The organism is Bordetella petrii (genome assembly GCF_017356245.1).
Lineage (GTDB): Bacteria > Pseudomonadota > Gammaproteobacteria > Burkholderiales > Burkholderiaceae_B > Bordetella_A > Bordetella_A petrii_D.
The window spans coordinates 497,308-523,683 of record NZ_JAFMZZ010000001.1 but is presented as its reverse complement, the minus strand read 5'-3'; the positions used below and the strand labels follow the sequence as shown (position 1 = coordinate 523,683).

Sequence of the window (26,376 nt, the reverse complement as noted above, 5' to 3'; positions counted from 1 at the left end):
AGGCAGGCCCAGGGTATCCCTGGCGCGAGCGCGGCTTTGGGGCCGCGCCGTCATGCCAGCGGTTATGATCGGGCGCATGGCTACCTCTACTTATCCCACCATCGAACAAACCGTCGGCAATACGCCGCTGGTCCGTCTGCAGCGCATTCCCGGCGCGGCGGGCCAGGCGCGGGGCAACGTCATCCTGGCCAAACTGGAAGGCAACAACCCCGCCGGCTCGGTCAAAGACCGGCCGGCGCTGTCGATGATCCTGCGCGCCGAAGAGCGCGGCGAGATCAAGCCCGGCGACACCCTTATCGAAGCCACCAGCGGCAATACCGGCATCGCGCTGGCCATGACGGCCGCCATGCGCGGCTATCGCATGGTGCTGATCATGCCCGACAACCTGTCGGTGGAACGCCGCGCCGCCATGGCCGCCTATGGCGCCGAGCTCATCCTGACGCCGGCCAGCAAGGGCGGCATGGAATACGCGCGCGACCTGGCCACGTCGATGCAGGCCGAAGGCAAGGGCAAGGTGCTGGACCAGTTCGGCAACCCCGATAACCCGCGCGCCCATATCGAAGGCACCGGCCCCGAGATCTGGACGCAGACCGAGGGCCGTGTCAGCCATTTCGTCAGCGCCATGGGCACCACGGGCACCATCATGGGCGTGTCCACGTACCTGAAGTCGCGCAACGCCAGTGTGCAGGTGATCGGGGCGCAGCCGGCCGAAGGCTCGCAGATTCCGGGCATCCGCAAATGGCCCGAGGCATACATGCCCAGCATTTTCGACCGCAGCCTGGTCGACGGCTATGAATCCATCGCCCAGGTCGAAGCCGAAACCATGGCGCGCCGGCTGGCCGCCGAAGAAGGCATTTTCGGCGGCATTTCGTCGGCGGGGGCGCTGGTGGCGGCATTGCGGGTTGCCGAGCGCGTCGAGAACGCCACCATCGTATTCATCGTCTGCGACCGCGGCGATCGCTACCTGTCGACCGGCGTGTTCAACGAAACCCGCTAGCGCCGCGCATGGGCCGCGTTCAGCGGCCCATGCGGGCCTGTAGCGCGGCTGCCAGGTCGGCCACCGCGGTGGCGTAGAAATAACTGCGGTTGTATTGCGTCAAAGCAAAAAAGTTGGGCGTGGCCGTGCGGTATTGCACCGTGCCGCGCGCTTCTTCTTCCAGGTCCACCACGCCCAGCGGGCGGTCCAGCCAGCCGTCGCCGCGCGCGCCGGGCGCCAGCCGCGCGCCCGCGGCCTGCAGGCTGGCCCAGGTCTGCGTGGGCTGCAGGCCGCCCGAAGCCAGCGCCGACGGGTCGGACGGCAGGATGACCGGCGCAAATACCGGCAAGCCGCGCTGCCAGCCGTGTTCAACCAGAAAATTACCTACTGACATCACCGAGTCGGCCACGCTGTTGGCCAGATCGATATGCCCGTCGTGGTCGCCGTCGACCGCGTAGCGCTTGATGCTGCCGGGCATGAACTGCGGCATGCCGATGGCGCCGGCGTAAGATCCCCTGGTGTCGAGCGCCAGCTTGTCTCGCAGGGCCAGTGTGATGAAGTCGCCCAGCTGCCCGCGGAACATCTCGGCGCGCTCGGGCCTGGCCGGGTCGGGGTAGTCGAACGCCAGCGTGGCCAGGGCATCCAGCACGCGGAAGCTGCCCATGTTGCGGCCATACAGGGTTTCGACGCCGATGATGGATGCGATGATCGAGGCCGGCACCCCGTAGCGCTGCGCGGCCTGGTTCAGCAATGTCTGATTTTCTTGCCAGAACTGCACGCCCCAGTTGATGCGCTTGGGCTCGACGAAACGGGCCCGGTAGGTGATCCAGCTGCGCCACACCTTGCGGCCGGGCGGCGAGGGGGCGATCAGCCGCGCCACCGTGGCGTTGTAGCGGGAATCCTGCAGCGCGGCCACGATGGGATCCAGCGGCAGGCCCCGTTCGGCGGCCAGCTGTTCAGCGTAGCTGCGGGCTTCGGGCCGCAGCGCCCCCGTGGGAGTCGATGCCGCGGGCGGTTCGCCGGGCGGCCGGGCCGGGCCGATGCGGATCGGCGTGCTGCCGCCAGAGGATTCGGGGGAAGGTCGGGCCGATGGCGACCCGGATGGTGGAGCGCTTGCACAACCGGCCAGTACCAGGGAAATCGTGCCGATTTGCAGGAATCGCCGACAGATGAACATAATCTTCCTTATGGAGACCATGTATCTTACCCACCCGTCGTGCAGGCTGCATGAAATGGGCAGCTGGCATCCCGAAAGCCCGCAGAGGCTGGATGCCATTTCCGACCAGCTGCTGGCCAGCGGCCTGGCGCCGTTCCTGGCCGAGCACGAAGCGCCCGCCGCTTCGCGCGAGGCCATCCTGCGCGTGCATACGGCCGGCCACCTCGACAGCCTGCTTGCCCATTCGCCCGCCGAAGGCTACTTCACCATCGACCCCGATACGCTGATGAACCCGCACACCTGCGAGGCCGCGCTGCATGCGGCCGGCGCGGGCATCGCCGCGGTCGATGCGGTCATGGGCGGGCAGGCCGCCAATGCCTTCTGCGCGGTGCGCCCGCCCGGCCACCATGCGCGCCGCGACCAGGCCATGGGGTTCTGCTTCCTGAACAATATCGCTATTGCGGCGCAGCATGCGATGCATGCGCACGGCGTGCGGCGCCTGGCCATCGTCGATTTCGACGTGCACCATGGCAACGGCACCGAAGAGGCCTTCGCGGGCGACGAGCGGGTGCTGATGTGCAGTTTCTTCCAGCATCCGTTCTTTCCCAACAGCGGCGCCGAGCATCCGGCCGCCAACATGGCCAATGTGCCGGTGCCGGCCTATACCGACGGCGCCGCGGTGCGCGAGCTGGTGCGGGATGTCTGGCTGCCGCGCCTCGAGGCCCATGCCCCCGAACTGATCCTGATTTCCGCCGGGTTCGATGCCCACCGCGAAGACGACATGGGCCAGATGGGGCTGGTCGAGGCCGATTACGCCTGGATCACCGACTGCGTGGCCGGGGTCGCCGAGCGCCATGCGCAGGGGCGCATCGTCAGCATGCTGGAAGGCGGTTACAACTTATCAGCCCTTGGACGCAGCGTCGTCGCCCACGTGCGGGCGCTGGCAAAGTTGTAGAATCAATAAATTGTGCAATGCGGGGCCGGCGCCAGCCGGCCGATTAATCATAGCTAGGAGGCTGCTGGATGAAGGTTCTGGTACCAGTCAAGCGCGTGGTTGACTACAACGTCAAGGTGCGCGTGAAGTCGGATCAAACGGGCGTGGATATCGCGAACGTGAAGATGTCGATGAACCCGTTCGACGAGATCGCGGTCGAGGAAGCCACGCGCCTGAAGGAAAAGGGCGGCGCCACCGAAGTGGTGGCGGTGTCTTGCGGCGTGGCGCAGTGCCAGGAAACCCTGCGCACGGCCATGGCCATAGGCGCCGACCGCGGCATCCTGGTGCAGACCGATGCCGAGCTGCAGCCGCTGGCGGTGGCCAAGCTGCTCAAGGGGCTGGTCGACAAGGAACAGCCGCAGCTGGTCATCCTGGGCAAGCAGGCCATCGATGACGACGCCAATCAAACCGGCCAGATGCTGGCCGCGCTGCTGGACTGGCCGCAGGCCACGTTCGCCAGCAAGGTCGAAGTGGCCGACGGCGAAGTCACCGTCACGCGCGAAGTCGACGGCGGGCTGGAAACGCTGAAGCTGAAGCTGCCGGCCATCATCACCACCGACCTGCGCCTGAACGAGCCGCGCTACGTCACGCTGCCCAACATCATGAAGGCCAAGAAAAAGCCCCTGGACACGGTCACGCCGCAAGACCTGGGGGTCGATGCGGCGCCGCGCCTGAAGACGCTGAAGGTGACCGAGCCGCCGGCGCGCAAGGCCGGCATCAAGGTGGCCGACGTGGCCACGCTGGTCGACAAGCTCAAGAACGAAGCGAAGGTGCTCTAAGATGACGACACTGGTTATTGCCGAACACGACAACGCCCACCTGAAGGGCGCCACGCTGAACGCCGTCGCGGCGGCCGCCAAGCTGGGCGGCGACGTGCACGTGCTGGTGGCCGGCAGCAATGCCAAGGCTGTGGCCGAGCAGGCCGCGGCGGCCGCGGGCGTGGCCAAGGTGCTGCTGGCCGACGCGCCGCAGCTGGCCGACGGCCTGGCCGAGAACCTGGCGGCCCAGGTGCTGGCCGTGGCCTCCAGCTACAGCCACATCCTGTTCCCGGCCACGGCCTCGGGCAAGAACGTGGCTCCGCGCGTGGCCGCCAAGCTCGACGTGGCGCAGATCTCCGACATTATCGGGGTCGAATCGGCCGACACCTTCCAGCGCCCCATCTACGCGGGCAACGCCATCGCCACGGTGCAGTCCGGCGATGCGGTCAAGGTGATCACGGTGCGCACCACGGGCTTTGACGCGGTCGCGGCCACCGGCGGCTCGGCCGCGGTGGAAACCATCGAAGCGGTGGCCGATTCGGGCAAGTCGTCGTTCGTGGGCCGCGAGGTGGCCAAGAGCGACCGTCCCGAGCTGGCCGGCGCGCGCGTGGTGGTCTCGGGCGGGCGCGGCCTGGGCAGCGCCGAGAACTTCAAGATCCTGGATCCGCTGGCCGACAAGCTGGGCGCGGCGCTGGGCGCTTCGCGCGCCGCGGTCGACGCGGGCTACGCGCCCAACGACTGGCAGGTCGGGCAAACCGGCAAGATCGTCGCCCCGCAGCTGTATGTGGCGGTCGGCATCTCGGGGGCCATCCAGCACCTGGCGGGCATGAAAGACTCCAAGGTCATCGTGGCCATCAACAAAGACCCCGAAGCGCCCATCTTCGGCGTGGCCGACTACGGCCTGGTCGGCGACCTGTTCCAGGTCGTGCCCGAACTGGCCGGCGCGCTGTAAGCACTGGCATCGCACTGCGCCGGGACCGCCCGCCGGATTTTCCGGCCGGCGCTCCCGGCGCTTTCATTTGCGCCTGGCCAAGTCCCGCCTCGCGCGCGGGGGGCCTGCGCCCGCGGAGCCTGACACCCGGCTCTTCAAAGGTTTAAGATTGGCCGGCAGAGCACTGCGACCGCCAACCGACCCTGGAGACACAATGCCCTACGTCACCCCGCTGCAGGATTTCCGTTTTGCGCTCAAGGCGCTGGCCGGGCTGGACGAGATCCTGAAGCTGCCTGGCTTCGAAGAAGTCACGCCGGACCTGGTCGATGCCATCCTGGACGAGAACGCCCGCTTCGTCGAGCAGGCTATCGCGCCGCTGAACGTGCCTGGCGACACCCAGCCGCCGCGCTGGAACGACGGGCAGGTGACCACCACGCCGGGGTTCCGGCAGGGGTTTGCCGATTACGCATCCGCCGGCTGGCAGGGCCTGCAGCACCCTGCGCAGTGGGGCGGCCAGGGGCTGCCCAAGCTGGTGGCCGCCGCCCCCAGCGAGAACATCCAGGCGGCCAGCCTGGCATTTTCGTTGTGCCCCATGCTGACCGACGGCGTCATCGAGGCGCTGCTTACCGTCGGTTCCGAGGCGCAGCGCCAGGCTTATGTGCCGAACCTGATCGCCGGCAAATGGACCGGCACCATGAACCTGACCGAACCCCAGGCGGGGTCGGACCTGGCCCAGGTGGCCACCCGCGCGGTGCCGCAGGGCGACGGCACGTATCGCCTGAGCGGGCAGAAAATCTTCATTACCTACGGCGAGCACGACCTGGCCGAAAACATCATCCACCTGGTGCTGGCCCGCACGCCCGACGCCCCGGCCGGCGTCAAGGGCATTTCGCTGTTCATCGTGCCCAAGTTCCTGGTGAACGACGACGGCAGCCTGGGCGCGCGCAACGACGTCTGGTGCGCGTCGCTCGAGCACAAGCTGGGCATCCACGGCAGCCCCACCGCGGTGCTGCTGTACGGCTCGGGCAAGGGCGAGGCCGGCGAGGGCGCGGTGGGCTACCTGGTGGGCGAGCAGAACCGCGGCCTGGAATACATGTTCATCATGATGAACGCGGCGCGCTTCGGCGTGGGCCAGCAGGGCATCGCGGTGTCCGAACGCGCCTACCAGCATGCCCTGGCCTATGCACAGGAACGCGTGCAGGGCCGCGCGATCGAGGGCTCGGCCGGGCCGGTGACCATCGTGCACCACCCCGACGTGCAGCGCATGCTGCTGACCATGCGGGGACTGACCGAGGCCGCGCGGGCCGTATCGCTGGTGGCCGCCGCCGCGCACGACAAGGGCGCGCATCATCCCGATGCCGAAGTGCGCGCCCGCAATCGCGCCTTCTATGAATACCTGGTGCCCATCGTCAAGGGCTTTTCCACCGAGTCGGCCGTCGAAGTCGCGTCGCTGGGCATCCAGGTGCACGGCGGCATGGGCTACATTGAAGAAACCGGCGCCGCGCAGCACTACCGCGATGCCCGCATCCTGCCCATCTACGAGGGCACGACGGCCATCCAGGCCAACGACCTGGTCGGCCGCAAGACGCTGCGCGACGGCGGCGCCACGGCCTATGCCTGCATTGCCGCCATGCGCGATACGCTGAAGGCGCTCGACGCCGCGGCCTCGCGCGCCGCGCCGGACGACCGCGCCGGCCTGAGCCTGCTGCGCGGCAATCTGGACCAGGCGATCCAGGCCTATGACGGCGCGGTGGCGTTCATTCTTGAGCATGCGCAGTCGAATATCCGCGCCGTTTTCGCCGCCAGCGTGCCATACCTGATGCTGGCGGGCGTGGTGCACGGCGGCTGGCAGATGGCGCGCGCGGCGCTGGCCTGCCAGCGGCAGCTGGCCGAAGGCGCTACCGACCCTTTTTACCGGGCCAAGCTGTCCACGGCCCTGTTCTATGGCGCGCAAATCCTGCCGCGGGCCCTGTCGCTGTCGGCCGCGGTGCGGGCGGGCGACGTGGCCGACGCCTGCGGCGCCCAGGCGAATATTGCGTAACGTTATTAAGCATATACAACTTACGTATTTCCAGTGATACCGGTTTGATGTAAGAATCGTCTCATCCCGATCCCGCCGCATACCGGGATCGCCTTTTGCAGGCCGCCGGCCGGCATGGCCGGCGGCGCCAACCGCCACGGAGACTTACATGAGCCAACTTCGCCTGGGTGACACCGCCCCGGATTTCGAGCAAAAATCGTCCATCGGCCCGATCCGTTTCCATGAATACCTGGGTGACGGCTGGGGAGTCCTGTTTTCGCACCCGGCCGATTTCACGCCTGTGTGCACCACCGAGCTGGGCTACACGGCCAAGCTGGCCGATGAATTCGCCAAGCGCAACGTCAAGGTGCTGGCGCTGTCGGTGGATGGCGTCGAATCGCACACCAAGTGGATCGACGACATCAACGACACGCAGTCCACCAAGGTCAACTTTCCCATCATTGCCGACGACGACCGCAAGGTGGCCGAGCTTTACGACATGATCCACCCGAACGCCAGCGCCACCGCCACGGTGCGCTCGGTGTTCATTGTCGACCCGGCCAAGAAGGTGCGTCTGATCATTACCTACCCGGCCAGCACGGGCCGCAATTTCAATGAGATCCTGCGCGTCATCGATTCGCTGCAGCTCACCGACAGCCACAGCGTGGCCACCCCGGTGAACTGGGAAGACGGCGACGACGTCATCATCGTGCCGTCGCTGCAAGACGAAGCCGTACTCAAGCAGAAATTTCCCAAGGGCTACAAGGTCGTGCGTCCGTACCTGCGCACTACGCCCCAGCCGAATAAGTAAATAACTCACGGTGCGGGCAGGGCGCTTGCGCTTTGCCCGCGCCGGGTGCCGCCTCCGCGCCCTTATGGGCGCGGTTTTTTTTCGCCATTTTGCGGCGCTTATGCCTGACAGCGATGAGCAATCAAAAAATGATTCGTTCCGTTTAGTTCGGCCAGCCCGCACACTTGCATCCGTTGTCGATATCTCCCGGGCGGCCGATAGCCGCCCGCGACAGGATGCAAGCATGAGTACAGGCACAATCGCGGCCGCGGGGGGCAGGGCCTCCTCCGGCACGCGGCGCAACCGGCCCGGCGTGCTGCCGGGTTTCGGTCTTTCCATGGGCTACGCGGTGCTGTATTTGAGCCTGCTGGTGCTGATCCCGCTGGCTTCGCTGCCGCTCAAGAGCGCCGGGCTGGGCTGGCAGGCGTTCTGGGACACCGTGACGGCGCCGCGCGTGATGGCGTCGTACCGGCTCACTTTCGGCGCCGCCTTGGTGGCCGCGCTGGTGAACCTGGTGTTCGGCATGCTGGTGGCCTGGGTGCTGGTGCGCTACCGGTTCCCGGGCAAGAAGATCCTGGATGCGCTGGTGGACCTGCCGTTCGCGCTGCCCACCGCCGTGGCGGGCATTGCGCTGACCGCGATGTACGCCCGCAACGGCTGGCTGGGCGGTCCGCTGGAACAATGGCTGGGCCTGAAAGTGGCGTTCACGCCGCTGGGCATTGTGGTGGCGCTGATTTTCATCGGCATCCCGTTCGTGGTGCGCACGGTGCAGCCGGTGCTGGAAGACATCGAGCGCGAGATCGAAGAGGCCGCCGCCAGCCTGGGCGCGAGCCGCTGGCAGACCATCCGGCGCGTGCTGCTGCCCACCGTGCTGCCGGCGCTGCTGACCGGCTTTGCGCTGGCCTTCGCGCGCGCCGTGGGGGAATACGGATCGGTGGTTTTCATTGCCGGCAACCGGCCCATGGTGTCGGAAATCACGCCGCTTCTGATCATCTCGAAACTGGAGCAGTTCGACTATGCCGGGGCGGCCGCCATCGCCACGGTGATGCTGGTGCTGTCGTTCGTGCTGCTGCTGCTGATCAACCTGCTGCAAGGCTGGCAGGCCCGGCGCGGCGGGAGGCACGCGTGAGCCGGGGGGCACCCGCCGGCGCCCGCCGGCCCGATCACCTGACCGAGCCGCGCTGGGTGCGCGGCCTGCTGCTGGCTCTGGCCCTGGGCTTCCTGGCGCTGTTCCTGCTGGCGCCGCTGGCGGCCGTGTTCATCGAAGCCTTCAAAAAGGGCTGGGAACTGTACCTGGCGGCCATTGTCGAGCCTGACGCCTGGAGTGCCGTCAAGCTGACGCTGTGGGTGGCGGCGGTCTCGCTGCCGCTGAACCTGGTGTTCGGCGTGGCCGCGGCCTGGGCTATCGCCAAGTTCCAGTTCCGCGGCAAGCAGTTTCTGATCACCCTGATCGACCTGCCGTTCTCGGTGTCGCCGGTAGTGGCGGGCCTGGTGTTCGTGCTGTTGTTCGGCTCGCAGGGATGGCTGGGGCCCTGGCTGCAGGACCACGACCTGAAGGTGGTGTACGCCGTGCCCGGGGTGGTGCTGGCCACGCTGTTCGTCACGTTTCCGTTCATTGCGCGCGAACTGATCCCGCTGATGCAGGCGCAGGGCAGCGAAGAAGAGCAGGCCGCGCTGACGCTGGGCGCTAGCGGCTGGCAGATTTTCTGGCGCGTGACGCTGCCCAACATCAAATGGGGCCTGCTGTACGGCGCCATTCTGTGCAATGCGCGCGCCATGGGTGAATTCGGCGCGGTGTCGGTGGTGTCGGGGCACGTGCGCGGGCTGACCAACACCATGACCCTGCACGTCGAGATTCTTTACAACGAATACCAGTTCTCGGCGGCGTTTGCCGTGGCCTCGCTGCTGGCCCTGCTGGCGCTGGTGACACTGGTGGTCAAGAACCTGGTCGAGTGGCGCAGCGCGCGGCCGCACGCCGTGGCCGCGCCGGCCGGGCAGGCCGCCGCGCCCGCGCTGGCCCGGCCCGCGGCCGCATGATGGAGTGTCTAGCATGAGTATCGAAGTCAGAAACCTGTCGCGCCGCTTCGGCGATTTCCGCGCGCTGGACGATGTGTCGCTGCACATCGAGACCGGCGAACTGGTGGCCCTGCTGGGGCCGTCGGGCTGCGGCAAGACCACGCTGCTGCGCATCATCGCCGGGCTGGAAAGCGCCGATAGCGGCAGCGTGCTGTTTGCCGGCGAAGACGCCACCGGCGTCGACGTGCGGCACCGGCAAGTGGGGTTCGTGTTCCAGCATTACGCCCTGTTCAAGCACATGACGGTGTTCGAGAACGTGGCGTTCGGCCTGCGGGTCAAGCCGCGCGCCACCCGGCCGTCCGAGGCGCGGATCCGCGAAAAGGTGCACGAATTGCTGGGCCTGGTCCAGCTGGACTGGCTGGCCGACCGGTATCCGGCGCAGCTGTCAGGCGGGCAGCGCCAGCGCATTGCGCTGGCCCGCGCCCTGGCCGTCGAGCCGCGCGTGCTGTTGCTGGATGAGCCGTTCGGCGCCCTGGACGCCAAGGTGCGCAAAGAGCTGCGCCGCTGGCTGCGGCGGCTGCACGATGAACTGCACGTGGCCAGCGTGTTCGTCACACATGACCAGGAAGAAGCCCTGGAAGTGGCCGACCGGGTGGTCCTGATGAATGCCGGCCGCATCGAGCAGGTGGGCACGCCGCGCGAAGTCTGGGAACGCCCGGCCACGCCGTTCGTATATGGCTTTCTGGGCGATGTGAACCAGCTCAACGGCCATGCCAGCCAGGGCGTCTGGCATGCGCATGGCGTCGAGCTGCCGGCCCCGGACCTGGCGCACGCGCAGCACCAGCAGGCGGTCGCCTATGTACGCCCGCACGAGATCGACCTGGCGCGCGACAACGGCCTGGGGCAGGGCATTCCGGTGCGCCTGAGCCACGCCTACCTGGCCGGGTCCAGCGCCTACCTGGAACTGGAGCGCCAGGACGTGCAGGCCATTATCGAAGCGCAGGTGCCCGAGCGCCTGTACCGCGAACTTGATTTGAAGGAGGGCGAAAGCCTGCTGGCGCGGCCGCGCCGCGCCCGGGTTTTCGCCGCGCAGCCATGAGCACCACCGCCATCCCCCTGACCGCCGCCGTCGCCGCCCGCTGGCAGGCGCTGCGTCTGCGCCTGGCCGAGATCGCGCGGCAGTACCCCGACGCCGCGCTGGCCTCGTCGCTGGCCGCCGAAGACATGCTGCTGACCCACGCCATTTATGACGGCGGCATCCCGCTGGAAGTCTTCACGCTGGATACCGGCCGCCTGCATGCCGAAACACTGGGCATGCTGGACGCGGTGCAGGCGCGCTACGGCCGCGCCATTACGGTGTACCGGCCCGACGCCGCCGCCGTGCAGGCCCATGTGCAGGCGCACGGCGCCTACGCGTTCTATGACAGCGTGGAGCTGCGCAAGGCCTGTTGCCAGATACGCAAGGTCGAGCCCCTGAAGCGCGCGCTGGCCGGGCGCGGCGCCTGGATCACCGGGCAGCGCCGGGCCCAGGCCGCCACCCGCGGCGAGCTGCCCGAGGCCGAGCAGGATCCCGTGTTCGGCCTGTACAAGTACAACCCGCTGGCCGCCTGGAGCGAGGAAGACGTCTGGGAGGCCATCCGCGCGTTCGGCATTCCCTATAACCCGCTGCATGACCAGGGTTATCCGTCGATCGGCTGCGAACCCTGTACGCGCGCGATCCGGCCCGGCGAAGACGTGCGGGCGGGGCGCTGGTGGTGGGAATCGTCGGATTCCAAGGAATGCGGGCTGCATGCCGGCAACCGTGTCATCGCCGTGGCCGCCGCGCCGGCACAATCGACTTCTGAGTAAAGGAAAACCATGTCTGTCGTCGTCAACCGCAGCCACCTGGATTGGCTGGAATCCGAAGCGATCTACATCCTGCGCGAGGTAGCCGCCGAATGCTCGAAGCCGGTCCTGCTGTTTTCGGGCGGCAAGGATTCGGTGGTGCTGCTGCGCCTGGCCGAGAAGGCGTTCCGCCCCGGCCGCTTTCCGTTTCCGCTGATGCACATCGACACCGGCCACAACTACGACGAAGTGATCGCCTTTCGCGACCGGCGCGCCGCCGAGCTGGGCGAGACCCTGCTGGTGCGCAGCGTGGAAGATTCGATCCGGCGCGGCAGCGTGGTGCTGCGGCGCGAGAACGATTCGCGCAACGCCGCGCAGGCGGTCACCCTGCTGGAGGCCATCGAGGAATTCGGCTTCGACGCCTGCATCGGCGGAGCGCGCCGCGACGAAGAAAAGGCGCGCGCCAAAGAGCGTATTTTCTCGTTCCGCGACGAGTTCGGCCAATGGGACCCGAAGGCGCAGCGGCCCGAACTGTGGAACCTGTTCAATACCCGCGTGCACAAGGGCGAGAACATGCGCGTGTTCCCGATCTCGAACTGGACCGAGCTCGACGTCTGGCAGTACATCCAGCGCGAGCAGCTGGCGCTGCCGTCCATCTACTACAGCCACCGGCGCGACGTGGTGCGCCGCCGCGGCCTGCTGGTGCCCGTGACGCCGCTGACGCCGCCCCAGGACGGCGAGCAGGTCGAGAACCTGGCCGTGCGCTTTCGCACGGTGGGCGATATTTCCTGCACCTGCCCGGTGGCGTCCGACGCATCCGACCCGACGGCCATCATCGCCGAGACCGCCATCACCGACATTACCGAGCGCGGCGCCACCCGCATGGACGACCAGACTTCCGAGGCCTCGATGGAGCGCCGCAAGAAAGAAGGCTATTTCTGAACTGATTGAGCACCGGACTTTTTCCATGAACGCTGTGAACGACTCTTTTCTTTCGGGCGCCGATAACGGCGTGCTGCGCCTGATCACGGCCGGCTCGGTCGACGACGGCAAGTCCACCCTGATCGGGCGCCTGCTGTACGACAGCAAGGGCGTGTTCGCCGACCAGCTGGACGCCATTGCGCGCGCCAAGTACAAGCGGGTGGCCGGCGACGGCATCGATTTCGCGCTGCTGACCGACGGCCTGGAGGCCGAGCGCGAGCAGGGCATCACCATCGACGTGGCCTACCGGTATTTTTCGACCCCGCTGCGCAAGTTCATCGTGGCCGATGCCCCCGGCCATGAGCAGTACACGCGCAACATGGTCACCGGCGCGTCGACCGCCGATGCCGCCATCATCCTGATCGACGCCACCCGCGCGGTCGACGGCAAGCTGCTGCCGCAGACCAAGCGGCACAGCACCATCGCGCGCCTGCTGGGTATTCGGCACATCGTGGTGGCGGTCAACAAGATGGACCTGGTCGGTTGGGACCGCGCCGTGTTCGAGCGCATCCGCGATGCCTACGCCGACTTGGCGCGGCGCCTGGACATTGCCGGGTTCCACGTGCTGCCGCTGTCGGCGCTGGAAGGCGACAACGTGGTCAATTCGTCGGCCCGCACGCCCTGGTACGACGGCCCGCCGCTGCTCAGCCTGCTTGAACAGCTGGGCCAGGCCGACCATGCGCCGGCGCGGCCGCTGCGCTTTCCGGTGCAATGGGTGGCGCGCCATGGCGGCGCCAGCGCCGACGACTTCCGCGGCTATGCAGGCCGGGTGGCCAGCGGCGTGCTGCGCGCGGGCGACGAGATCGTGGTCCAGCCTTCGGGCGTGGCCGCGCGCGTGCAGGAAGTGCGGGCCTTCGATCGCGTGGTGGATGCGGCCGCGGCGGGCGATTCGGTGACGGTGGTGCTGGACCGCGACGTGGATGTATCGCGCGGCGATGTGCTGTCGCATGCGGCGGCGCCGGCGCGCGTGGGCCGCGAGTTCGAGGCCGAGCTGTGCTGGCTGGATGCGCAGGCGCTGAATCCGGCGCGCAAGTATCTGCTCAAGCACGGCACGCGCCTGACGTCGGCGAAGATCCGCGACGTGCTGACACAACGCGACATTCATGAGTTGCAAGAAGTCGCCAACGAAAGCGGCACGCTGGCCATGAATGAAATCGGCCGCGTCACGCTGGTCACGCGCGAGGCCCTGGCCGTCGATCGCTATGCCGATGCGCCGGCAACCGGCGCTTTCATCCTGATCGACGAGGCCACGCACCAGACAGCCGCCGCCGGCATGCTGCGCTAGGCCGCAAAAGCCGCCGCCGCAGGCTGGCGGCGGCTTGTTGTTTTTCGGCAAAATATAATAAAAACAATAAGTTATGGCCGATTTCCAGACCATGAAATGAATTCTTCAGACGGCCGGCGCGTCTTGCGGTAAAGTGGGACGTCGCCTGTTCAGGGCACAAGGGGCTTGCTGAAAGTACTGGTTTTTTGTACAGTACTTTCATGGAACGCACCGATCACGCTTTTTCCGCCGGTTCTGGGTCCCCGGCTGCCGCCCCCGCCGCCTTGCGCGGCCGGGGAGCGGTTACTAATGTTCGGCACCGCTTCCAGCAAACCGACCGCACGCCCGCCGACGACGGCTGGGCGCCAGGCGATGCCCCGGCCGGGCCGGCCCTGAAAACCACCGTCAAGCCCGAGCAGGCCCGCAAGCTGCTGTCGCGCAACGATTCGCCCGACATCCCCTTCGACGTGGCCGTCAACCCGTACCGGGGTTGCGAGCATGGCTGCGTGTACTGCTATGCGCGGCCCACCCACGCCTACCTGGGGTATTCCCCCGGCCTCGATTTCGAAACCCGCCTGGTGGCCAAGGCCAATGCGGTCGACGTCCTGCGGGCCGAGCTGGCCCGACCCGGCTACCGGGTGTCCCCCATCAATATCGGCTCGGCCACCGACGTCTACCAGCCCATCGAACGCCAGTGGCAGCTGACGCGCGGCGTGCTCGACCTGATGCTGCAAACCGGCCATCCGGCCACGCTGGTCACCAAGAACGCCCTGGTCGAACGCGACCTCGATCTGCTCCAGCCCCTGGCCGAACGGCGCCTGGTCACCGTGTATGTCAGCGTCACCACGCTCGACACCGACATGGCGCGCACGCTCGAGCCGCGCGCCTCGGCGCCCTGGCGGCGCATCCAGGCGGTGCGCACCCTGGCCAACACCGGTGTGCCGGTGGGCGTGCTGGTGGCGCCCGTCATCCCCTTCATCAACGACGAATCCCTCGAACACATCCTGCATGAAGCCCGCCAGGCGGGCGCCAGCTACGCCAGCTACACCGTGCTGCGCCTGCCCTGGGAAGTGAAGGCCGTGTTCGAAGAATGGCTGCAAACCCATTACCCCGACCGGGCCCAGCGCGTTCTGCACCGCATCGAAGATCTGCGCAATGGCCGCCGCAACGATTCCGGCTTCGGCACCCGCATGCGGGGCACCGGCCTGTGGGCCGACCTGCTGCGCCAGCGCTTCAACCTGGCGGTGCGCAAGCTGGGCCTGAATACCACCCGGCCGCAACTGGCCACCCATTTGTTCCGGGCGCCCCTGCCGCCGGTACTGCCCGCCGACGCGGCCAGGGCCGCGGGGCAGGGCAGGCGGCCGTCCCTGCCGCAGTCCACGCCGCAGTTATCGTTATTCTGAACGGAGCCACACCATGACCACCGCTACGCTTGCCACCGATTCCGTTGCTTCCCTGTCGCCCTCGCGGCTGCCGGCGTGGCTGCCGCGCCTGCTGGCGCAAGCCGCCAGCGGCGTGCTGCGCCAGCCCGCCAAATGGCCGTTCTCGTCGGGCCTGTCGCGCGGCCATCTGCCGGCCGCCGTTCCGCCGGCACAGCAGCCCGCCCAGCCGGCGCCGGCGGCGCCCGTGGCACCGGCAGCAGACACCCGCGCCGCCCTGTCCATCGAAACCCGGGCCGCTGCCCACAGCCAGTCGCTGGGCACGGCCGCGCAAGCCGCCCGGCAGGGCGTCACGCTGCGCCAGATGGTGGTCGACGTTCTGCTGGTAGCCATGTGGGGCGCCCTGATTCCCGGCCTGATGTGGCTGGGCGCGGCGGCGGGGTTCTAAGGCGCTTGCTAGCTGGACCCCAGCAGCACCACACCCGCCAGAATCGCCGCGCAGCCGGCCAGCCGGCCAATGCCCACTTTCTCGCGCAGTAGAAACATGCCCGCCAGCGTGCCCAGCATCATCGACATTTCGCGTGCCGGCGCCACCAGGCTCAAGGGGGCACCGTTGCGCAGCGCATACAGCACCAGGATGTACCCCAGCGGCGACAGCACGCCCACGGCCAGCGCCAGGTGCCAGTGGCCGCGCATGGCCTGCCAGCTTTCGGCGCGCCGCCGCAATACGTGCGGGCCCATCATCACGGTGCGGGTGGCGCAGGTAAACCAGTCGAACAGCACCGGCATGATCAGCACCACCTTTACACCGTAGGCGTCCACCACCGTATACGCGGCGATGAACAGGCCGATCACCACGCCCCAGCGCACCCCCAGCCAGGCCTGGGGCTGGCGGAACAGCGACAGGCGGCCCTGCGTGGCGATCAGCAGCACCCCGCCCACCACGCACAGCATTCCGGCAATACCAGTCGTGGTGGCCGGTTCGCCCAGCAGCAAAAAAGCCCCCGTCGTCGACAGCAGCGGCCCGGTGCCGCGCGCAATGGGATACACCACCGACAAATCCGCCACCTGGTAGCCGCGCTGCAGGCACAGGCTGTAGCCCAGGTGCAGGGCGCTGGATGCCAGGATGCACAACACCACCGGCCAGGTCCAGGCCATGCCTTCGTGCAGCAAAATCCAGATCACCCAGGGGGCATATACCAGCACGGCGCACAGCCCGTAGGCGAATACGAACACCGGCCCCACCATCGCCGCCCGCTTGGCCAGCAAATTCCACGTGGCATGCGCCATCGCCGCCAGGATGACCAATATCAGGGACGTATAAGACATGGGGGCGACGGCAGCGGCGGGGTAAAAGTGACGAGTTTGTGACAGTCAGGGTCGAGCCCCAAGGGTACTCTTAAATGGGGCCGGTTTCCTGTTGGAGCGGTAGTTATGCCAAAGGCTGTCTCAATCTTGCGGTGTCAGGCACTCTGACGGGAGCCTGACACCTGGCGCATGAAATTACCTTAACTACTTAAATAGGTGCTGAACGGCGGTTCAAATCTATCTATCGCAGTCCCGGGGCAAGAACTCAACACCCATTCAGCCCCCAATCGCATCCCTATGAAGTTCCAGGCATTTTGATGTAGAATGCCAGGTTTCCCAAACCTCATCCTCTACCTTGCGCACAGCCCAAACGGCCGGCCCAGCCAGCCTTCAGGCGTAAAAACACCGCAACGGCACGATGACCTCGGAGTTCACATGAACCTCATCGCCATCCTGGAACAGGAAGAAATCAAGCGCCTTACCGGCGACAAGACCGTGCCCGAATTCGCCCCCGGCGACACCGTGGTGGTCAGCGTCAACGTCGTGGAAGGCACCCGCAAGCGTGTGCAGGCCTACGAAGGCGTTGTCATCGCCAAGCGCAACCGCGGCCTGAACTCTTCGTTCATCGTCCGCAAGATCTCGTCCGGCGAAGCCGTCGAGCGTACCTTCCAGCTGTACTCGCCGCAAATCGCCGGCATCGAAGTCAAGCGCCGCGGCGACGTGCGCCGCGCCAAGCTGTACTACCTGCGCAGCCGTTCGGGCAAGTCGGCGCGCATCAAGGAAAAGCTGGTCACCAAGCAGGCCAAGTCGGCCTGATCGTTCCGGGCGCGGCGCCGGCCATGGCTGGACATCGCCGCGCTGCCCGGCATTCCGGGTTAAAAAGGCACCTGCAAAGGTGCCTTTTTCACGTCTGCTGCAGGTATGCCTGACCCTTCGTCCCGCCCCCGCCGGCCTCCGGCCGCACCGCCGTTCGATCCCGCCGCGCAGGCCTGGCGGCCCGCCGATACCGACCTGGCCCCCGTGCCGCCCGAGCGGCTTGTGCCCGACTTGCTGCGCGGCGCGCTCAGCCGCCCCGGCCCCTGGCCGCAAGATGCGCTGGGTTCCACCGAATACCGCCATCCCGGCCGCGAAGGCGCACCGGTGCTGGCTGCCGTGCTGATCCCGATGGTGGCGCATGCCAGCGGCGTGCGGGTCATGCTGACCCAGCGCTCGGCCCATCTGTACGATCACGCCGGGCAGATCAGTTTTCCCGGGGGGCGCCTGGAGGCCACCGACGCCACGCCGGTGGATGCCGCGCTGCGCGAGGCCCAGGAAGAAACCGGCCTGGCGACCGAGTTCGTGGATGTGCTGGGCAGCATGCCGTCCTACCTGACGTCCACCGGGTTTTCGATCACGCCAGTGCTGTCGCTGGTGCGGCCCGGATTCACCCTGGCGCCCGATGCCTTCGAAGTGGCCGAAGTCTTCGAAGTGCCGCTGGCCTTTCTGATGGACCCGGCCAATCATCGCCTGTACCGCGCGCCGCTGCCCGACGGGCGCGAACGGCAGTACTACGCCATGCCCTGGCAGGGCCATTTCATCTGGGGCGCCACGGCCGGCATGCTGCGCAACCTGTATCACCTGGTGCGCCAGCGGCTGGCCGACGCGGGCTGAACGCGCCTTTCAGTAGCGCTGTTGCGCGGCCTCGCTTTCTTCCAGGATGCGGCGGTACAGCGCGTACCGCCCGGCGTCGATGGCGCCGGCCTGCAGCGCCGCCACCACGCCGCAGCCGGGCTCGTGGCGGTGCGTGCAGTTGTAGAAGCGGCAGTGCTCGATGTGCGGCGAGAATTCCGGAAAGCCGCGCAGAATGTCTTCGCCCGACAGGTGCTGCAGGCCGAACGCCTGAAAACCCGGTGAATCGATCAGGTCGCCGCCCGGCGCCGGCAGGTGGTACAGCCGCGTGGTGGTGGTAGTGTGCCGGCCCATGTCGAGCGCGGTGGAATGCTCGCGGGTGGGCGCGGCGGCGTCGGGCACCAGGGCATTGAGCAGGGTCGACTTGCCCATGCCGCTTTGGCCCAGCAACAGGGTGGTGCGGCCCGCCAGCCGCGGCGCCAGCCGTTCGCGCACGGCCGCGGCGTCGTGCGCGCTGAGCTCGATGACCGGCACGCCCAGGGCCTGCACCGAGGCCAGCCGTGCGCGTGCCCCGGCCAGGCCGCCGGCCAGGTCGATCTTGTTCAGGATGACCAGCGGCTCGATGCCGGCGCTCCAGGCGCCGGCCAGCGCGCGGCCGGCCAGGTCGTCGGAAAACGTGGGTTCGACCGCCACCACGATCAGCAATTGGTCGACATTGGCGGCGAATTGCTTGGCGCGCGTTTCGTCGGACCGGAACAGCAGGTTGCGGCGCGGCAGGATGGCGTCGATGGCGCCTTCATCGCGGCCCTGCGGCGCGATGCGCACCCGGTCGCCCACGGCGGCTCCCGCCTTTTTGCCGCGCGGAAAGCAGTGGCGCACCGAGCCGTCGGGGAACTCGACCATGTAGTGGCGGCCGTGCGCCGCGACGATGCGGCCTTCCAGCTGCGCGGCGGCGGAGCTCACAGGCATGCCTTCGCCCTTTGGGCGGCCCGGCAAGCTCATGTTCCCTGCGTCAGGTGGCGGATGCGCACGGCGGCGGGGGGGTGGCTGTCGTAGAAGGCGGAATGCACGGGATCGGGGGTCAGGGTGGCGGCGTTGTCATCGTACAGTTTGACCAGCGCCGACACCAGCATGCCGGACGAGCTCTGCGTGGCGGCGTAGCGGTCGGCCTCGAATTCGTCGCGGCGCGAATACCAGCTGGCCACCGGCGTCAGCATGAAGGTGAACACCGGAATCACCAGGAAGAACAGCAGCAGCGCCAGGGCATCGTTGCGGCCGTCCAGGCGCGGCAGCACGCCCAGGCCTTCGTAGAACCACGGCTGCTGCGCCAGCCACCCCAGCAGGGCGAAGAACAGCAGGGCGGCGGCAAAGCTCAGCACGATGCGCCTGACGATGTGGCGCTTGGCGAAATGGCCCAGTTCGTGCGCGAGCACGGCTTCGATTTCGTCGGCGTTCAGGCGCGCCAGCAGGGTGTCGAAGAACACGATGCGGCGCGATTTGCCGAAGCCGGTGAAATACGCATTGCCGTGGGCCGAGCGCCGCGAGCCGTCCATGACGAACAGGCCGTTGAGCGCAAAGCCGCAGCGCTGCGCCAGCTGCTTGATGCGGCCGGCCAGTTCGGGGTCGGACAGCGGCGTGAACTTGTTGAACAGCGGCGCGATGAAGCTGGGGTAGATGAACAGCAGCAGCAGGTTGAAGGCCGTCCAGACGCCCCAGGCCCACAGCCACCACAGGCTGCCGGCCTGGGCCATCAGCCACAGGATGACGGCCGCCAGCGGCGCGCCCAGCGCCAGGGCGATCAGGACGCCCTTGGCCAGGTCGGCCGCGAACAGGCCCGGCGTCATGCGGTTGAAACCGAAGCGCGCTTCCAGCTTGAACTGCCGCCACAGCGTGAAAGGCAGCCCCAGCACGCCCAGCAGCAGCGCCACGCCGCCCAGCAGCAGCAATTGCCGCAGCAGGTCGTGCGAGGTTGCCTGCGCGACCAGCAGGTCGATGGCCTGCAGGCCGCCCAGCAGCGTCAGCGCCACCAGCAGCACGGCGTCGTAGACCCGCTCGAGCATGCCCAGCCGGACGCGCGCCACGGTGTAGTCGGCCGCGCGCTGGTGGCTGGCCAGGCCGATGCGCGGCGCGAACTCGGGCGGCACCTGATCGCGGTGGCTTGCCACGTGGCGGATCTGGCGCGAGGCCAGCCACAGACGCACGCCAATATCGGCCAGCAGGAAGGAAACGAACAGCAGAGTCAGGAGAGTAAGCGGCACGGAAGGGACGGCTATGAGAAAATGCGGTGTTTTAAAGGCAAATTATATGGCTGCGAACGAAAACCGCCTGGTCTGGCTCGACATGGAGATGACCGGGCTCGATCCCACCAGGGAACGCATCATCGAAGTGGCCGTGGTGGTCACCGAACCCGACCTCACCGTCGTGGCCGAAGGGCCCGTGCTGGTCGTGCACCAGCCCGACAGCCTGCTCGACGCCATGGACAACTGGAACAAGTCCACCCACGGCAAAAGCGGCCTGATCGACAAGGTGCGGGCTTCCACGCTGACCGAGGCGCAGGCCGAGCAGACGCTGCTCGATTTCCTGGCGCAGCACGTGCCGGCGGGCAAGTCGCCGCTGTGCGGCAACACCATCAGCCAGGACCGCCGCTTCATGTACGCCTACATGCCCAACCTGGAACGCTTCTTCCATTACCGCAACCTCGACGTCAGCACCCTGAAAGAACTGGCGCGCCGCTGGGTGCCCGCGGTGTACAAGGGCTTCGAGAAGAAAAGCAAGCACGAGGCGCTGGCCGACATCTACGAATCCATCGACGAACTGAAGTACTACCGCGAGCACTTCCTGAAAGTGTAGGGGGCTTGCCAGGCCTGCCAGCATGTCCGCCGCGTCCGGCTATTCCGTTGCCCAGATCCGCCAGGCCGAGCAGCAGGCGCTGGCGCAGGGGCGCGCGCTGATGCCGCTGGCCGGCGCCGCGGCGGCCGGCTTCATCGCCGCGCGCTTTCCCGCGGGCAGCGCCGTGCTGGCCCTGGCGGGGCCGGGCAACAACGGCGGCGACGCGCTGGTGGCTGCCACGCAATTGCGGGCCGCCGGCTATGCGGTGCGCGTGGCGATGCCGCGCGGCTCGCGCGGGCTGCCCGCCGACGCGGCGCGGGCCCATGCCGGCTGGCGCGCACAAGGCGGGCAAGAGCAGCCGGGCCTGGATGCCGATCCGCCCGATGTAATCATCGACGGCCTGTTCGGCATTGGCCTGAACCGCCCGCTGGATGCGGATTGGCAGGCGCTGGTCGATGCCGTCAATGCCTGGGGCAGGCCGGTGCTGGCACTGGACGTGCCCAGCGGCGTGGATGCCGACAGCGGCCGCGCCCTGGGACGCGCGCTGCGGGCGCGCTGGACCCTGTCGTTCATCGGCACGGCGCGCGGCCTGTGCGTGCCCGGGGCGGGCCGCGAGGCTGCCGGAGAGCTGCACCTGGACACGCTGGGCGTGGCGATCGCGTAGGCGCGGAACCGGCTATGCGGCCGGGCGGCCGCCGAAGCGCGTGTACACGGCGGGCGACAGCGGCGTGTAGCGGTCGTTGTCGCGCCCGGCCACGGCGTCCAGATGCTGTTCCGAAGCGTCGAACAATTTCCAGTAGATCTGGCCGCACAGCGCGCGCGCGGCGTGGCCCGGCCAGCGCTCGGGCAGCATGGGCACCGGCAGTTGCGGGTCGTGCAGCACGATGCGGCGCCAGGTGTGCAGCAGCAGCATGCGGGTGGCAAAAGCGTCGGCAGGGTCGGGCGGGTCGTCCAGCAATTTTTCCAGCGGGCCGAACTGGCGCGAAAAATGCCGGTACTGGCCCGCCAGCGCGTCCAGGCTCCAGCACTGCGGCGCCAGGCTGGCGATGGGCAGGCCGCCCGCGCCGGCCAGGTCGCGCCCCGACAGCACCAGGGCCTTGTCGGGAATGCCCAGCTTTTCCAGGATGTCGTGCGCGGTGCGGGCGTCGGCCTGCGGGTGCGCGAACAACCCCGGGGCGATCATGCCGAAGCCTTCCCAGGCCAGTTCGCGGCGCAGCTCGGTGCGCTCGGCCAGCCCGTTGTTGCCCAGGCGCGGCAGAGCCACCAGTGTCCACTCGCCGTTCCAGTCGGCGGCCGGGCCCACGTAGATGCGCTGCGAGGCATGCGCCGTATGGCGGCGGCCCTGGTCCGACAACTGGTACAGGCTGCGCCGTCCGTGCCGTTCGGCCTGCAGCCAGCCCTGGGCCACCAGCCGGAATACGCTGGTGCGCAGCAGCCGCTCGTTGATGCCCAGCGGCTCCAGCAATTCGATAATGCCGCCCAGCCAGATGGCCCCGCCATGGCAGGCCAGCGCATCGCCCAGCAGGCTGACGCACAGCGACTTGGCGCGCGGCGGGTCTTCCTTGAGCAGGCGGGCGATATGGCGGCCGACGGGCGAGGGGGGATTGGCCATGGAATCAGGCTCGTATGACAATGATCAACATGATACACATATCTAATGTGATACAAAAATAGGTTTGACAATTAAATTTGTGTATTAAATAATCGTCTCATGCCTGGCCTGACGAATGGCCGGCGCGCGCGCCGTAAACGGCGCGCCGCGACCGACAGGAGACGAACATGTACGCACAGCTTGTTGAAACCGGCGTCAAGCAGGTCCGCAGCGCCGACCAGCTCACCGGCCCGGAACAGGCGTTCCAGCGCCGCATCGACGACGGCGTGCGCATCGAGCCTCAAGACTGGATGCCCGAGGCCTACCGCAAGACGCTCATCCGCCAGATCTCGCAGCATGCCCATTCCGAAATCGTCGGCATGCTGCCCGAAGGCAACTGGATCACCCGCGCGCCGTCGCTCAAGCGCAAGGCCATTCTGCTGGCCAAGGTGCAAGACGAAGCCGGCCATGGCCTGTACCTGTACAGCGCCGCCGAAACCCTGGGCGTGTCGCGCGATGAACTGGTCGACGACCTGCACACCGGCCGCGCCAAATATTCCAGCATCTTCAACTACCCCACGCTCAGCTGGGCCGATATCGGCATGATCGGCTGGCTGGTCGACGGTTCGGCCATCATCAACCAGATTCCGCTGTGCCGCTGTTCGTACGGCCCGTACGCGCGGGCCATGGTGCGGGTCTGCAAAGAAGAGTCGTTCCACCAGCGCCAGGGCTACGACCTGCTGATCCAGATGTGCCGCCACGGCACCCCCGAACAAAAGGCCATGTGCCAGGACGCCCTGAACCGCTGGTGGTGGCCGGCCTTGATGATGTTCGGCCCGTCCGACGCCGAGTCGCCCAACAGCGCGCAGTCGATGGCCTGGAAGATCAAGCTGTTCTCCAACGACGAGCTGCGCCAGAAAATGGTGGACCAGACCGTGCCGCAGGCCGAGTACCTGGGCCTGGCCGTGCCCGATCCCGACCTGAAGTGGAATGCCGAGCGCGGCCACTACGATTTCGGCGAGATCGACTGGAGCGAGTTCTATGCGGTGATCAAGGGCCACGGCCCCTGCAACCGCGAGCGGCTGGCCGCGCGCAAGCAGGCCCATGAAGCCGGCGCCTGGGTGCGCGACGGGCTGGCAGCCCACGCCGAGAAGCAGGCGCGCCGCAAGGCGGCCTGACGCGCCGCTTCGATCTTGGTTTTCCGGGCCGCGCCGGCGGCCTGTTCCCTGAAGGATACGCATCATGAGCAAGGAATGGCCGCTGTGGGAAGTGTTCATCCGCAGCCAGCACGGCCTGGCCCACAAGCATGTGGGCAGCCTGCACGCCCCCGACGCCGAAATGGCCATCAACCACGCGCGCGACGTCTACACGCGGCGCAATGAAGGCCTGAGCATCTGGGTGGTGCGGGCCGCCGACATCGTGGCCAGCAGCCCGGGCGACAAAGAGCCGCTGTTCGACCCCGCCAACAGCAAGATCTACCGGCATCCCACGTTCTTTCCGATGCCCGACGAAATCAAGCACATGTAGGGCGCGGACATGGACAAGCCTTTTTTCGAATACCTGCTGCGCCTGGGCGACACCACGCTGGTGCTGTCGCAGCGCCTGTCGGAATGGTGCGGCCACGGACCGGCGCTGGAAGAAGACCTGGCGCTGACCAATACCGCGCTCGACCTGCTGGGCCAGGCCCGCATGTGGCTGACGCTGGCCGGCGAAGTCGAGGGGGCCGGCCGCGACGAAGACGCGCTGGCCTATTTGCGCCATGCGCCCGAGTTCCGCAACGCCACGCTGGTCGAGCGGCCCAACGGCCATTACGGCGACACGCTGGCGCGGCAGTTTTTCTTCGACGTGTGGCATTACTTCCTGCTGCAGCGTCTGGCGCAGTCCGCCGACGAACGCGTGGCGGCGATCGCCGCCAAGTCGCTGAAAGAAGTCACCTATCACGTGCGCCGCTCGTCCGATCTGGTGGTGCGGCTGGGCGACGGCACCGCGGAAAGCCATGCGCGCATGCAAGAGGCCGTGGAGGCCGCCTGGCGCCATACCGGCGAGTTGTTCATCGACGACGCCGTGGACCGCGACCTGGCCGCGCGCGGCATCGGCTGTGAGCTGGCGGCGCTGCGCGAGCCCTGGCTCGCCCATGTGCGCGAAGTGCTGGACGAAGCCACGCTGGCCGTGCCCGAGCTCGCCGAGGCCAGCCATGCCGCGCTGCAGGGCGGGCGCCAGGGGCGGCATACCGAAGCCCTGAGCTACCTGCTGGCCGAGATGCAATCGCTGCCGCGCGCCTATCCCGGAGCCGCCTGGTGAAGCACGCCGCGTCCGCGCCCGCCACCCCGCGCCAGGTCATGGCGTGGCTGGAAAGCGTGCCCGATCCCGAGATCCCCGTGCTGTCGGTGGTGGACCTGGGGGTGGTGCGCGAGGTGGCCTGGGACGGCGCCACCTGTGTGGTCACCATCACGCCCACTTATTCGGGCTGCCCGGCCATGCGCGAAATCACCCACGACATCGAGCGCACGCTGGCCGGCCACGGCGTGGCCGCGGTGCGGGTGGAAACCCGCCTGGCGCCGGCCTGGACCACCGACTGGATGAGCGAGCGCGGCCGCGCCGCGCTCAAGGGCTACGGCATCGCGGCGCCGGCCGAGCGCGCCATCGACGTGTCGGGCATCAGCCGCCGCGCGGCCGCGCCGGTGGTGGCCTGCCCGCATTGCGGCTCGGCGCAGACCCGGCTGGTCAGCCATTTCGGCTCGACCTCGTGCAAGGCCCTGTACCGCTGCGGCGCGTGCCGCGAGCCATTCGATTATTTCAAGACACACTGAGCAGGGCCGCTTCACGCCATGAGCCAGACTTCGTTCCATTCCCTGAAGGTCGCCTCGGTGGCGCGCAATACGCGCGACGCGGTCGTGGTCACCTTCGACCTGCCGGAAGACCTGCGCACGCAATTCGCATTCCGGCCCGGGCAGTACCTGACGCTGCGCACCGAGCTGGGCGGCGAAGAGCTGCGCCGTTCGTACTCCATCTGCTCGGCTCCTGGCGACGGCCTGCTGCGCGTGGCCATCAAGAAGGTCGACGAGGGCGCGTTCTCGAGCTGGGCCAACCACGAGCTGCAGCCGGGCCAGACGCTGGAGGTGATGCCGCCGGCCGGCAATTTCACGGTCGATTTCGCGCCTGAACATCGCCGCCACTATGTGGCCTTCGCCGTGGGCAGCGGCATCACGCCGGTGTTTTCGCTGGTGAAGACGGCGCTGTCCACCGAGCCGCACAGCCGCTTCACCCTGTTCTTCGGCAACCGCGCCTCGTCGTCGGTACTGTTTCGCGAAGAGATCGAAGACCTGAAGAACCTGTACATGGAGCGGTTTTCGCTGGTGTACATCATGAGCCGCGAGAGCCAGGACATCGAGCTGTTCAACGGCCGGCTGGACGGCGACAAGGTCGACCAGCTGATGTCGGCCTGGATGCGCCCGGACGACATCGACTATGCCTTCGTGTGCGGCCCGCAGACCATGATCGAAAGCGTGGTGCAGCATCTGCAGGACCGCGGCATCCCCAAATCGCACATCAAGTTCGAATTGTTCGGCGCGCCGCGCGGGCCGCGCGCGCTGCGCACCGGCCGCGACGCGCCGGCCGCGCCCGGCAAGGGCCAGTGCGAAGTCACCGTGGTGCAGGACGGCCATCGCCGCAGCTTTTTCATCGACAAGAACAAGGACAGCGTGCTCGACTCGGCCCTGGCGCAGGGCGTGGAGCTGCCTTATTCGTGCAAGGGCGGCGTCTGTTCGACGTGCCGCTGCAAAGTCATCGAAGGCGAAGTCGACATGGACGCCAACTTCGCGCTGGAAGACTATGAAGTGGCGCGCGGCTTCGTGCTCAGTTGCCAGAGTTTCCCGGTCAGCGATCGCCTGGTGCTGGATTTCGACCAGGAAACCTGAATCGGCCGCCCGTTCCAGAACCCCATTCATTCCG

The 26,376-nt window shown here is 67.6% G+C and carries 28 protein-coding genes; 23 read left to right on the top strand and 5 right to left on the bottom strand.

The features are described 5' to 3' along the window. Positions 1-76 precede the first annotated feature (76 nt). Positions 77-997, top strand: coding sequence for a cysteine synthase CysM (gene cysM, locus J2P76_RS02545; RefSeq protein ID WP_207404263.1), 921 nt, complete (start codon positions 77-79; stop codon positions 995-997). 19 nt (positions 998-1,016) lie between these two features. Here cysM and mltB read toward each other — a convergent pair whose 3' ends face one another. Further along, the gene (mltB, locus tag J2P76_RS02540) at positions 1,017-2,153 is read right to left on the bottom strand and encodes a lytic murein transglycosylase B (RefSeq protein WP_207404262.1); all 1,137 of its coding nucleotides are present in this window, start codon (positions 2,151-2,153) and stop codon (positions 1,017-1,019) included. A 10-nt stretch (positions 2,154-2,163) separates the two neighbouring features. Here mltB and J2P76_RS02535 point away from each other — a divergent pair, with 10 nt between their 5' ends. The 13 genes from J2P76_RS02535 to J2P76_RS02480 all read left to right on the top strand — a co-directional run bounded on the left by J2P76_RS02535 (position 2,164) and on the right by J2P76_RS02480 (position 15,537). After that, complete coding sequence (locus tag J2P76_RS02535; RefSeq protein WP_207409090.1) at positions 2,164-3,087, top strand: histone deacetylase family protein; 924 nt, start codon at positions 2,164-2,166, stop codon at positions 3,085-3,087. Positions 3,088-3,155: 68 nt separating this feature from the next. Further along, positions 3,156-3,905, top strand: a complete 750-nt coding sequence (locus J2P76_RS02530) for an electron transfer flavoprotein subunit beta/FixA family protein (RefSeq protein WP_207404260.1) — start codon at positions 3,156-3,158, stop codon at positions 3,903-3,905. A gap of 1 nt (position 3,906) precedes the next feature. Then, a complete protein-coding gene (locus J2P76_RS02525; RefSeq protein ID WP_207404259.1) occupies positions 3,907-4,836 on the top strand; it encodes an electron transfer flavoprotein subunit alpha/FixB family protein in 930 nt (309 codons plus the stop codon). A gap of 193 nt (positions 4,837-5,029) precedes the next feature. Then, the gene (locus J2P76_RS02520) at positions 5,030-6,856 is read left to right on the top strand and encodes an acyl-CoA dehydrogenase (RefSeq protein WP_207404258.1); all 1,827 of its coding nucleotides are present in this window, start codon (positions 5,030-5,032) and stop codon (positions 6,854-6,856) included. Positions 6,857-7,004: 148 nt separating this feature from the next. Further along, entirely contained in the window at positions 7,005-7,646 is a 642-nt protein-coding gene (locus tag J2P76_RS02515; RefSeq protein WP_207404256.1) for a peroxiredoxin, read from the top strand. A gap of 223 nt (positions 7,647-7,869) precedes the next feature. Beyond that, positions 7,870-8,754, top strand: coding sequence for a sulfate ABC transporter permease subunit CysT (cysT, locus tag J2P76_RS02510; protein WP_207404255.1), 885 nt, complete (start codon positions 7,870-7,872; stop codon positions 8,752-8,754). After that, a complete protein-coding gene (gene cysW / locus J2P76_RS02505; protein ID WP_207404254.1) occupies positions 8,751-9,662 on the top strand; it encodes a sulfate ABC transporter permease subunit CysW in 912 nt (303 codons plus the stop codon). The genes cysT and cysW overlap by 4 nt, the downstream gene beginning before the upstream one ends. A gap of 13 nt (positions 9,663-9,675) precedes the next feature. Next, positions 9,676-10,740: a sulfate/molybdate ABC transporter ATP-binding protein gene (locus tag J2P76_RS02500; RefSeq protein ID WP_207404252.1), complete on the top strand. Its 1,065-nt coding sequence runs from the start codon at positions 9,676-9,678 to the stop codon at positions 10,738-10,740. After that, positions 10,737-11,489, top strand: coding sequence for a phosphoadenylyl-sulfate reductase (locus tag J2P76_RS23575; RefSeq protein ID WP_242697270.1), 753 nt, complete (start codon positions 10,737-10,739; stop codon positions 11,487-11,489). The genes J2P76_RS02500 and J2P76_RS23575 overlap by 4 nt, the downstream gene beginning before the upstream one ends. A 9-nt stretch (positions 11,490-11,498) precedes the next feature. Continuing rightward, complete coding sequence (cysD, locus tag J2P76_RS23570; protein ID WP_242697269.1) at positions 11,499-12,407, top strand: sulfate adenylyltransferase subunit CysD; 909 nt, start codon at positions 11,499-11,501, stop codon at positions 12,405-12,407. A gap of 25 nt (positions 12,408-12,432) precedes the next feature. After that, positions 12,433-13,731 (top strand): sulfate adenylyltransferase subunit 1, encoded by a 1,299-nt coding sequence (locus tag J2P76_RS02490; RefSeq protein WP_207404251.1) that lies wholly within the window; start codon positions 12,433-12,435, stop codon positions 13,729-13,731. Positions 13,732-13,931: 200 nt separating this feature from the next. Then, positions 13,932-15,113, top strand: coding sequence for a PA0069 family radical SAM protein (locus J2P76_RS02485; protein ID WP_207404250.1), 1,182 nt, complete (start codon positions 13,932-13,934; stop codon positions 15,111-15,113). A gap of 13 nt (positions 15,114-15,126) precedes the next feature. Beyond that, complete coding sequence (locus tag J2P76_RS02480) at positions 15,127-15,537, top strand: hypothetical protein (RefSeq protein ID WP_207409258.1); 411 nt, start codon at positions 15,127-15,129, stop codon at positions 15,535-15,537. An 8-nt stretch (positions 15,538-15,545) separates the two neighbouring features. On the opposite strand, the gene J2P76_RS02475 is transcribed toward J2P76_RS02480, so the two are convergent. Continuing rightward, positions 15,546-16,418, bottom strand: coding sequence for a DMT family transporter (locus J2P76_RS02475; protein ID WP_207404248.1), 873 nt, complete (start codon positions 16,416-16,418; stop codon positions 15,546-15,548). 414 nt (positions 16,419-16,832) lie between these two features. Between J2P76_RS02475 and rplS the strand changes: the two genes are divergently transcribed. Continuing rightward, a complete protein-coding gene (rplS, locus tag J2P76_RS02470) occupies positions 16,833-17,213 on the top strand; it encodes a 50S ribosomal protein L19 (RefSeq protein WP_207404247.1) in 381 nt (126 codons plus the stop codon). A gap of 105 nt (positions 17,214-17,318) precedes the next feature. Next, positions 17,319-18,047, top strand: coding sequence for a CoA pyrophosphatase (locus tag J2P76_RS02465; protein WP_207404246.1), 729 nt, complete (start codon positions 17,319-17,321; stop codon positions 18,045-18,047). A 9-nt stretch (positions 18,048-18,056) separates the two neighbouring features. Here the strand turns inward: J2P76_RS02465 and rsgA are convergent, their stop codons facing one another. Both rsgA and J2P76_RS02455 read right to left on the bottom strand, forming a co-directional pair. Then, positions 18,057-18,974 (bottom strand): ribosome small subunit-dependent GTPase A, encoded by a 918-nt coding sequence (gene rsgA, locus J2P76_RS02460; protein ID WP_207404245.1) that lies wholly within the window; start codon positions 18,972-18,974, stop codon positions 18,057-18,059. Positions 18,975-19,003: 29 nt separating this feature from the next. Further along, positions 19,004-20,263 carry a M48 family metallopeptidase gene (locus J2P76_RS02455; RefSeq protein ID WP_347565282.1) on the bottom strand — a complete coding sequence of 420 codons (1,260 nt, stop codon included), beginning with the start codon at positions 20,261-20,263 and terminating at the stop codon, positions 19,004-19,006. Between the two features lie 46 nt (positions 20,264-20,309). Between J2P76_RS02455 and orn the strand changes: the two genes are divergently transcribed. Continuing rightward, positions 20,310-20,855, top strand: coding sequence for an oligoribonuclease (orn, locus tag J2P76_RS02450; protein WP_207404244.1), 546 nt, complete (start codon positions 20,310-20,312; stop codon positions 20,853-20,855). Positions 20,856-20,877: 22 nt separating this feature from the next. Further along, on the top strand, positions 20,878-21,498 hold the full coding sequence (locus tag J2P76_RS02445; protein WP_207404243.1) for an NAD(P)H-hydrate epimerase: 621 nt from the start codon (positions 20,878-20,880) through the stop codon (positions 21,496-21,498). A gap of 12 nt (positions 21,499-21,510) precedes the next feature. On the opposite strand, the gene paaX is transcribed toward J2P76_RS02445, so the two are convergent. Then, positions 21,511-22,446: a phenylacetic acid degradation operon negative regulatory protein PaaX gene (gene paaX / locus J2P76_RS02440; RefSeq protein WP_207404242.1), complete on the bottom strand. Its 936-nt coding sequence runs from the start codon at positions 22,444-22,446 to the stop codon at positions 21,511-21,513. Positions 22,447-22,613: 167 nt separating this feature from the next. Here paaX and paaA point away from each other — a divergent pair, with 167 nt between their 5' ends. From paaA to paaE, 5 genes are all read left to right on the top strand, one after another. Beyond that, complete coding sequence (paaA, locus tag J2P76_RS02435; protein WP_207404241.1) at positions 22,614-23,603, top strand: 1,2-phenylacetyl-CoA epoxidase subunit PaaA; 990 nt, start codon at positions 22,614-22,616, stop codon at positions 23,601-23,603. A 64-nt stretch (positions 23,604-23,667) separates the two neighbouring features. Next, a complete protein-coding gene (gene paaB / locus J2P76_RS02430) occupies positions 23,668-23,952 on the top strand; it encodes a 1,2-phenylacetyl-CoA epoxidase subunit PaaB (protein ID WP_207404240.1) in 285 nt (94 codons plus the stop codon). 9 nt (positions 23,953-23,961) lie between these two features. After that, on the top strand, positions 23,962-24,726 hold the full coding sequence (gene paaC / locus J2P76_RS02425; protein ID WP_207404239.1) for a 1,2-phenylacetyl-CoA epoxidase subunit PaaC: 765 nt from the start codon (positions 23,962-23,964) through the stop codon (positions 24,724-24,726). Positions 24,727-24,764: 38 nt separating this feature from the next. Then, positions 24,765-25,235 carry a 1,2-phenylacetyl-CoA epoxidase subunit PaaD gene (gene paaD / locus J2P76_RS02420; RefSeq protein WP_207409088.1) on the top strand — a complete coding sequence of 157 codons (471 nt, stop codon included), beginning with the start codon at positions 24,765-24,767 and terminating at the stop codon, positions 25,233-25,235. 18 nt (positions 25,236-25,253) lie between these two features. Further along, entirely contained in the window at positions 25,254-26,342 is a 1,089-nt protein-coding gene (gene paaE / locus J2P76_RS02415; protein ID WP_207404238.1) for a 1,2-phenylacetyl-CoA epoxidase subunit PaaE, read from the top strand. Positions 26,343-26,376 lie beyond the last annotated feature (34 nt).

Excerpts from the sequence above, each read along its gene's own strand:
- cysM (WP_207404263.1), top strand. The coding sequence starts at position 77 with ATGGCTACCTCTACTTATCCCACCATCGAACAAACCGTCGGCAATACG.
- mltB (WP_207404262.1), bottom strand. The coding sequence starts at position 2,153 with ATGTTCATCTGTCGGCGATTCCTGCAAATCGGCACGATTTCCCTGGTA.
- J2P76_RS02535 (WP_207409090.1), top strand. The coding sequence starts at position 2,164 with ATGGAGACCATGTATCTTACCCACCCGTCGTGCAGGCTGCATGAAATG.
- J2P76_RS02530 (WP_207404260.1), top strand. The coding sequence starts at position 3,156 with ATGAAGGTTCTGGTACCAGTCAAGCGCGTGGTTGACTACAACGTCAAG.
- J2P76_RS02525 (WP_207404259.1), top strand. The coding sequence starts at position 3,907 with ATGACGACACTGGTTATTGCCGAACACGACAACGCCCACCTGAAGGGC.
- J2P76_RS02520 (WP_207404258.1), top strand. The coding sequence starts at position 5,030 with ATGCCCTACGTCACCCCGCTGCAGGATTTCCGTTTTGCGCTCAAGGCG.
- J2P76_RS02515 (WP_207404256.1), top strand. The coding sequence starts at position 7,005 with ATGAGCCAACTTCGCCTGGGTGACACCGCCCCGGATTTCGAGCAAAAA.
- cysT (WP_207404255.1), top strand. The coding sequence starts at position 7,870 with ATGAGTACAGGCACAATCGCGGCCGCGGGGGGCAGGGCCTCCTCCGGC.
- J2P76_RS02500 (WP_207404252.1), top strand. The coding sequence starts at position 9,676 with ATGAGTATCGAAGTCAGAAACCTGTCGCGCCGCTTCGGCGATTTCCGC.
- J2P76_RS23575 (WP_242697270.1), top strand. The coding sequence starts at position 10,737 with ATGAGCACCACCGCCATCCCCCTGACCGCCGCCGTCGCCGCCCGCTGG.
- cysD (WP_242697269.1), top strand. The coding sequence starts at position 11,499 with ATGTCTGTCGTCGTCAACCGCAGCCACCTGGATTGGCTGGAATCCGAA.
- J2P76_RS02490 (WP_207404251.1), top strand. The coding sequence starts at position 12,433 with ATGAACGCTGTGAACGACTCTTTTCTTTCGGGCGCCGATAACGGCGTG.
- J2P76_RS02485 (WP_207404250.1), top strand. The coding sequence starts at position 13,932 with ATGGAACGCACCGATCACGCTTTTTCCGCCGGTTCTGGGTCCCCGGCT.
- J2P76_RS02480 (WP_207409258.1), top strand. The coding sequence starts at position 15,127 with ATGACCACCGCTACGCTTGCCACCGATTCCGTTGCTTCCCTGTCGCCC.
- J2P76_RS02475 (WP_207404248.1), bottom strand. The coding sequence starts at position 16,418 with ATGTCTTATACGTCCCTGATATTGGTCATCCTGGCGGCGATGGCGCAT.
- rplS (WP_207404247.1), top strand. The coding sequence starts at position 16,833 with ATGAACCTCATCGCCATCCTGGAACAGGAAGAAATCAAGCGCCTTACC.
- J2P76_RS02465 (WP_207404246.1), top strand. The coding sequence starts at position 17,319 with ATGCCTGACCCTTCGTCCCGCCCCCGCCGGCCTCCGGCCGCACCGCCG.
- rsgA (WP_207404245.1), bottom strand. The coding sequence starts at position 18,974 with ATGCCTGTGAGCTCCGCCGCCGCGCAGCTGGAAGGCCGCATCGTCGCG.
- orn (WP_207404244.1), top strand. The coding sequence starts at position 20,310 with ATGGCTGCGAACGAAAACCGCCTGGTCTGGCTCGACATGGAGATGACC.
- J2P76_RS02445 (WP_207404243.1), top strand. The coding sequence starts at position 20,878 with ATGTCCGCCGCGTCCGGCTATTCCGTTGCCCAGATCCGCCAGGCCGAG.
- paaX (WP_207404242.1), bottom strand. The coding sequence starts at position 22,446 with ATGGCCAATCCCCCCTCGCCCGTCGGCCGCCATATCGCCCGCCTGCTC.
- paaA (WP_207404241.1), top strand. The coding sequence starts at position 22,614 with ATGTACGCACAGCTTGTTGAAACCGGCGTCAAGCAGGTCCGCAGCGCC.
- paaB (WP_207404240.1), top strand. The coding sequence starts at position 23,668 with ATGAGCAAGGAATGGCCGCTGTGGGAAGTGTTCATCCGCAGCCAGCAC.
- paaC (WP_207404239.1), top strand. The coding sequence starts at position 23,962 with ATGGACAAGCCTTTTTTCGAATACCTGCTGCGCCTGGGCGACACCACG.
- paaD (WP_207409088.1), top strand. The coding sequence starts at position 24,765 with ATGGCGTGGCTGGAAAGCGTGCCCGATCCCGAGATCCCCGTGCTGTCG.
- paaE (WP_207404238.1), top strand. The coding sequence starts at position 25,254 with ATGAGCCAGACTTCGTTCCATTCCCTGAAGGTCGCCTCGGTGGCGCGC.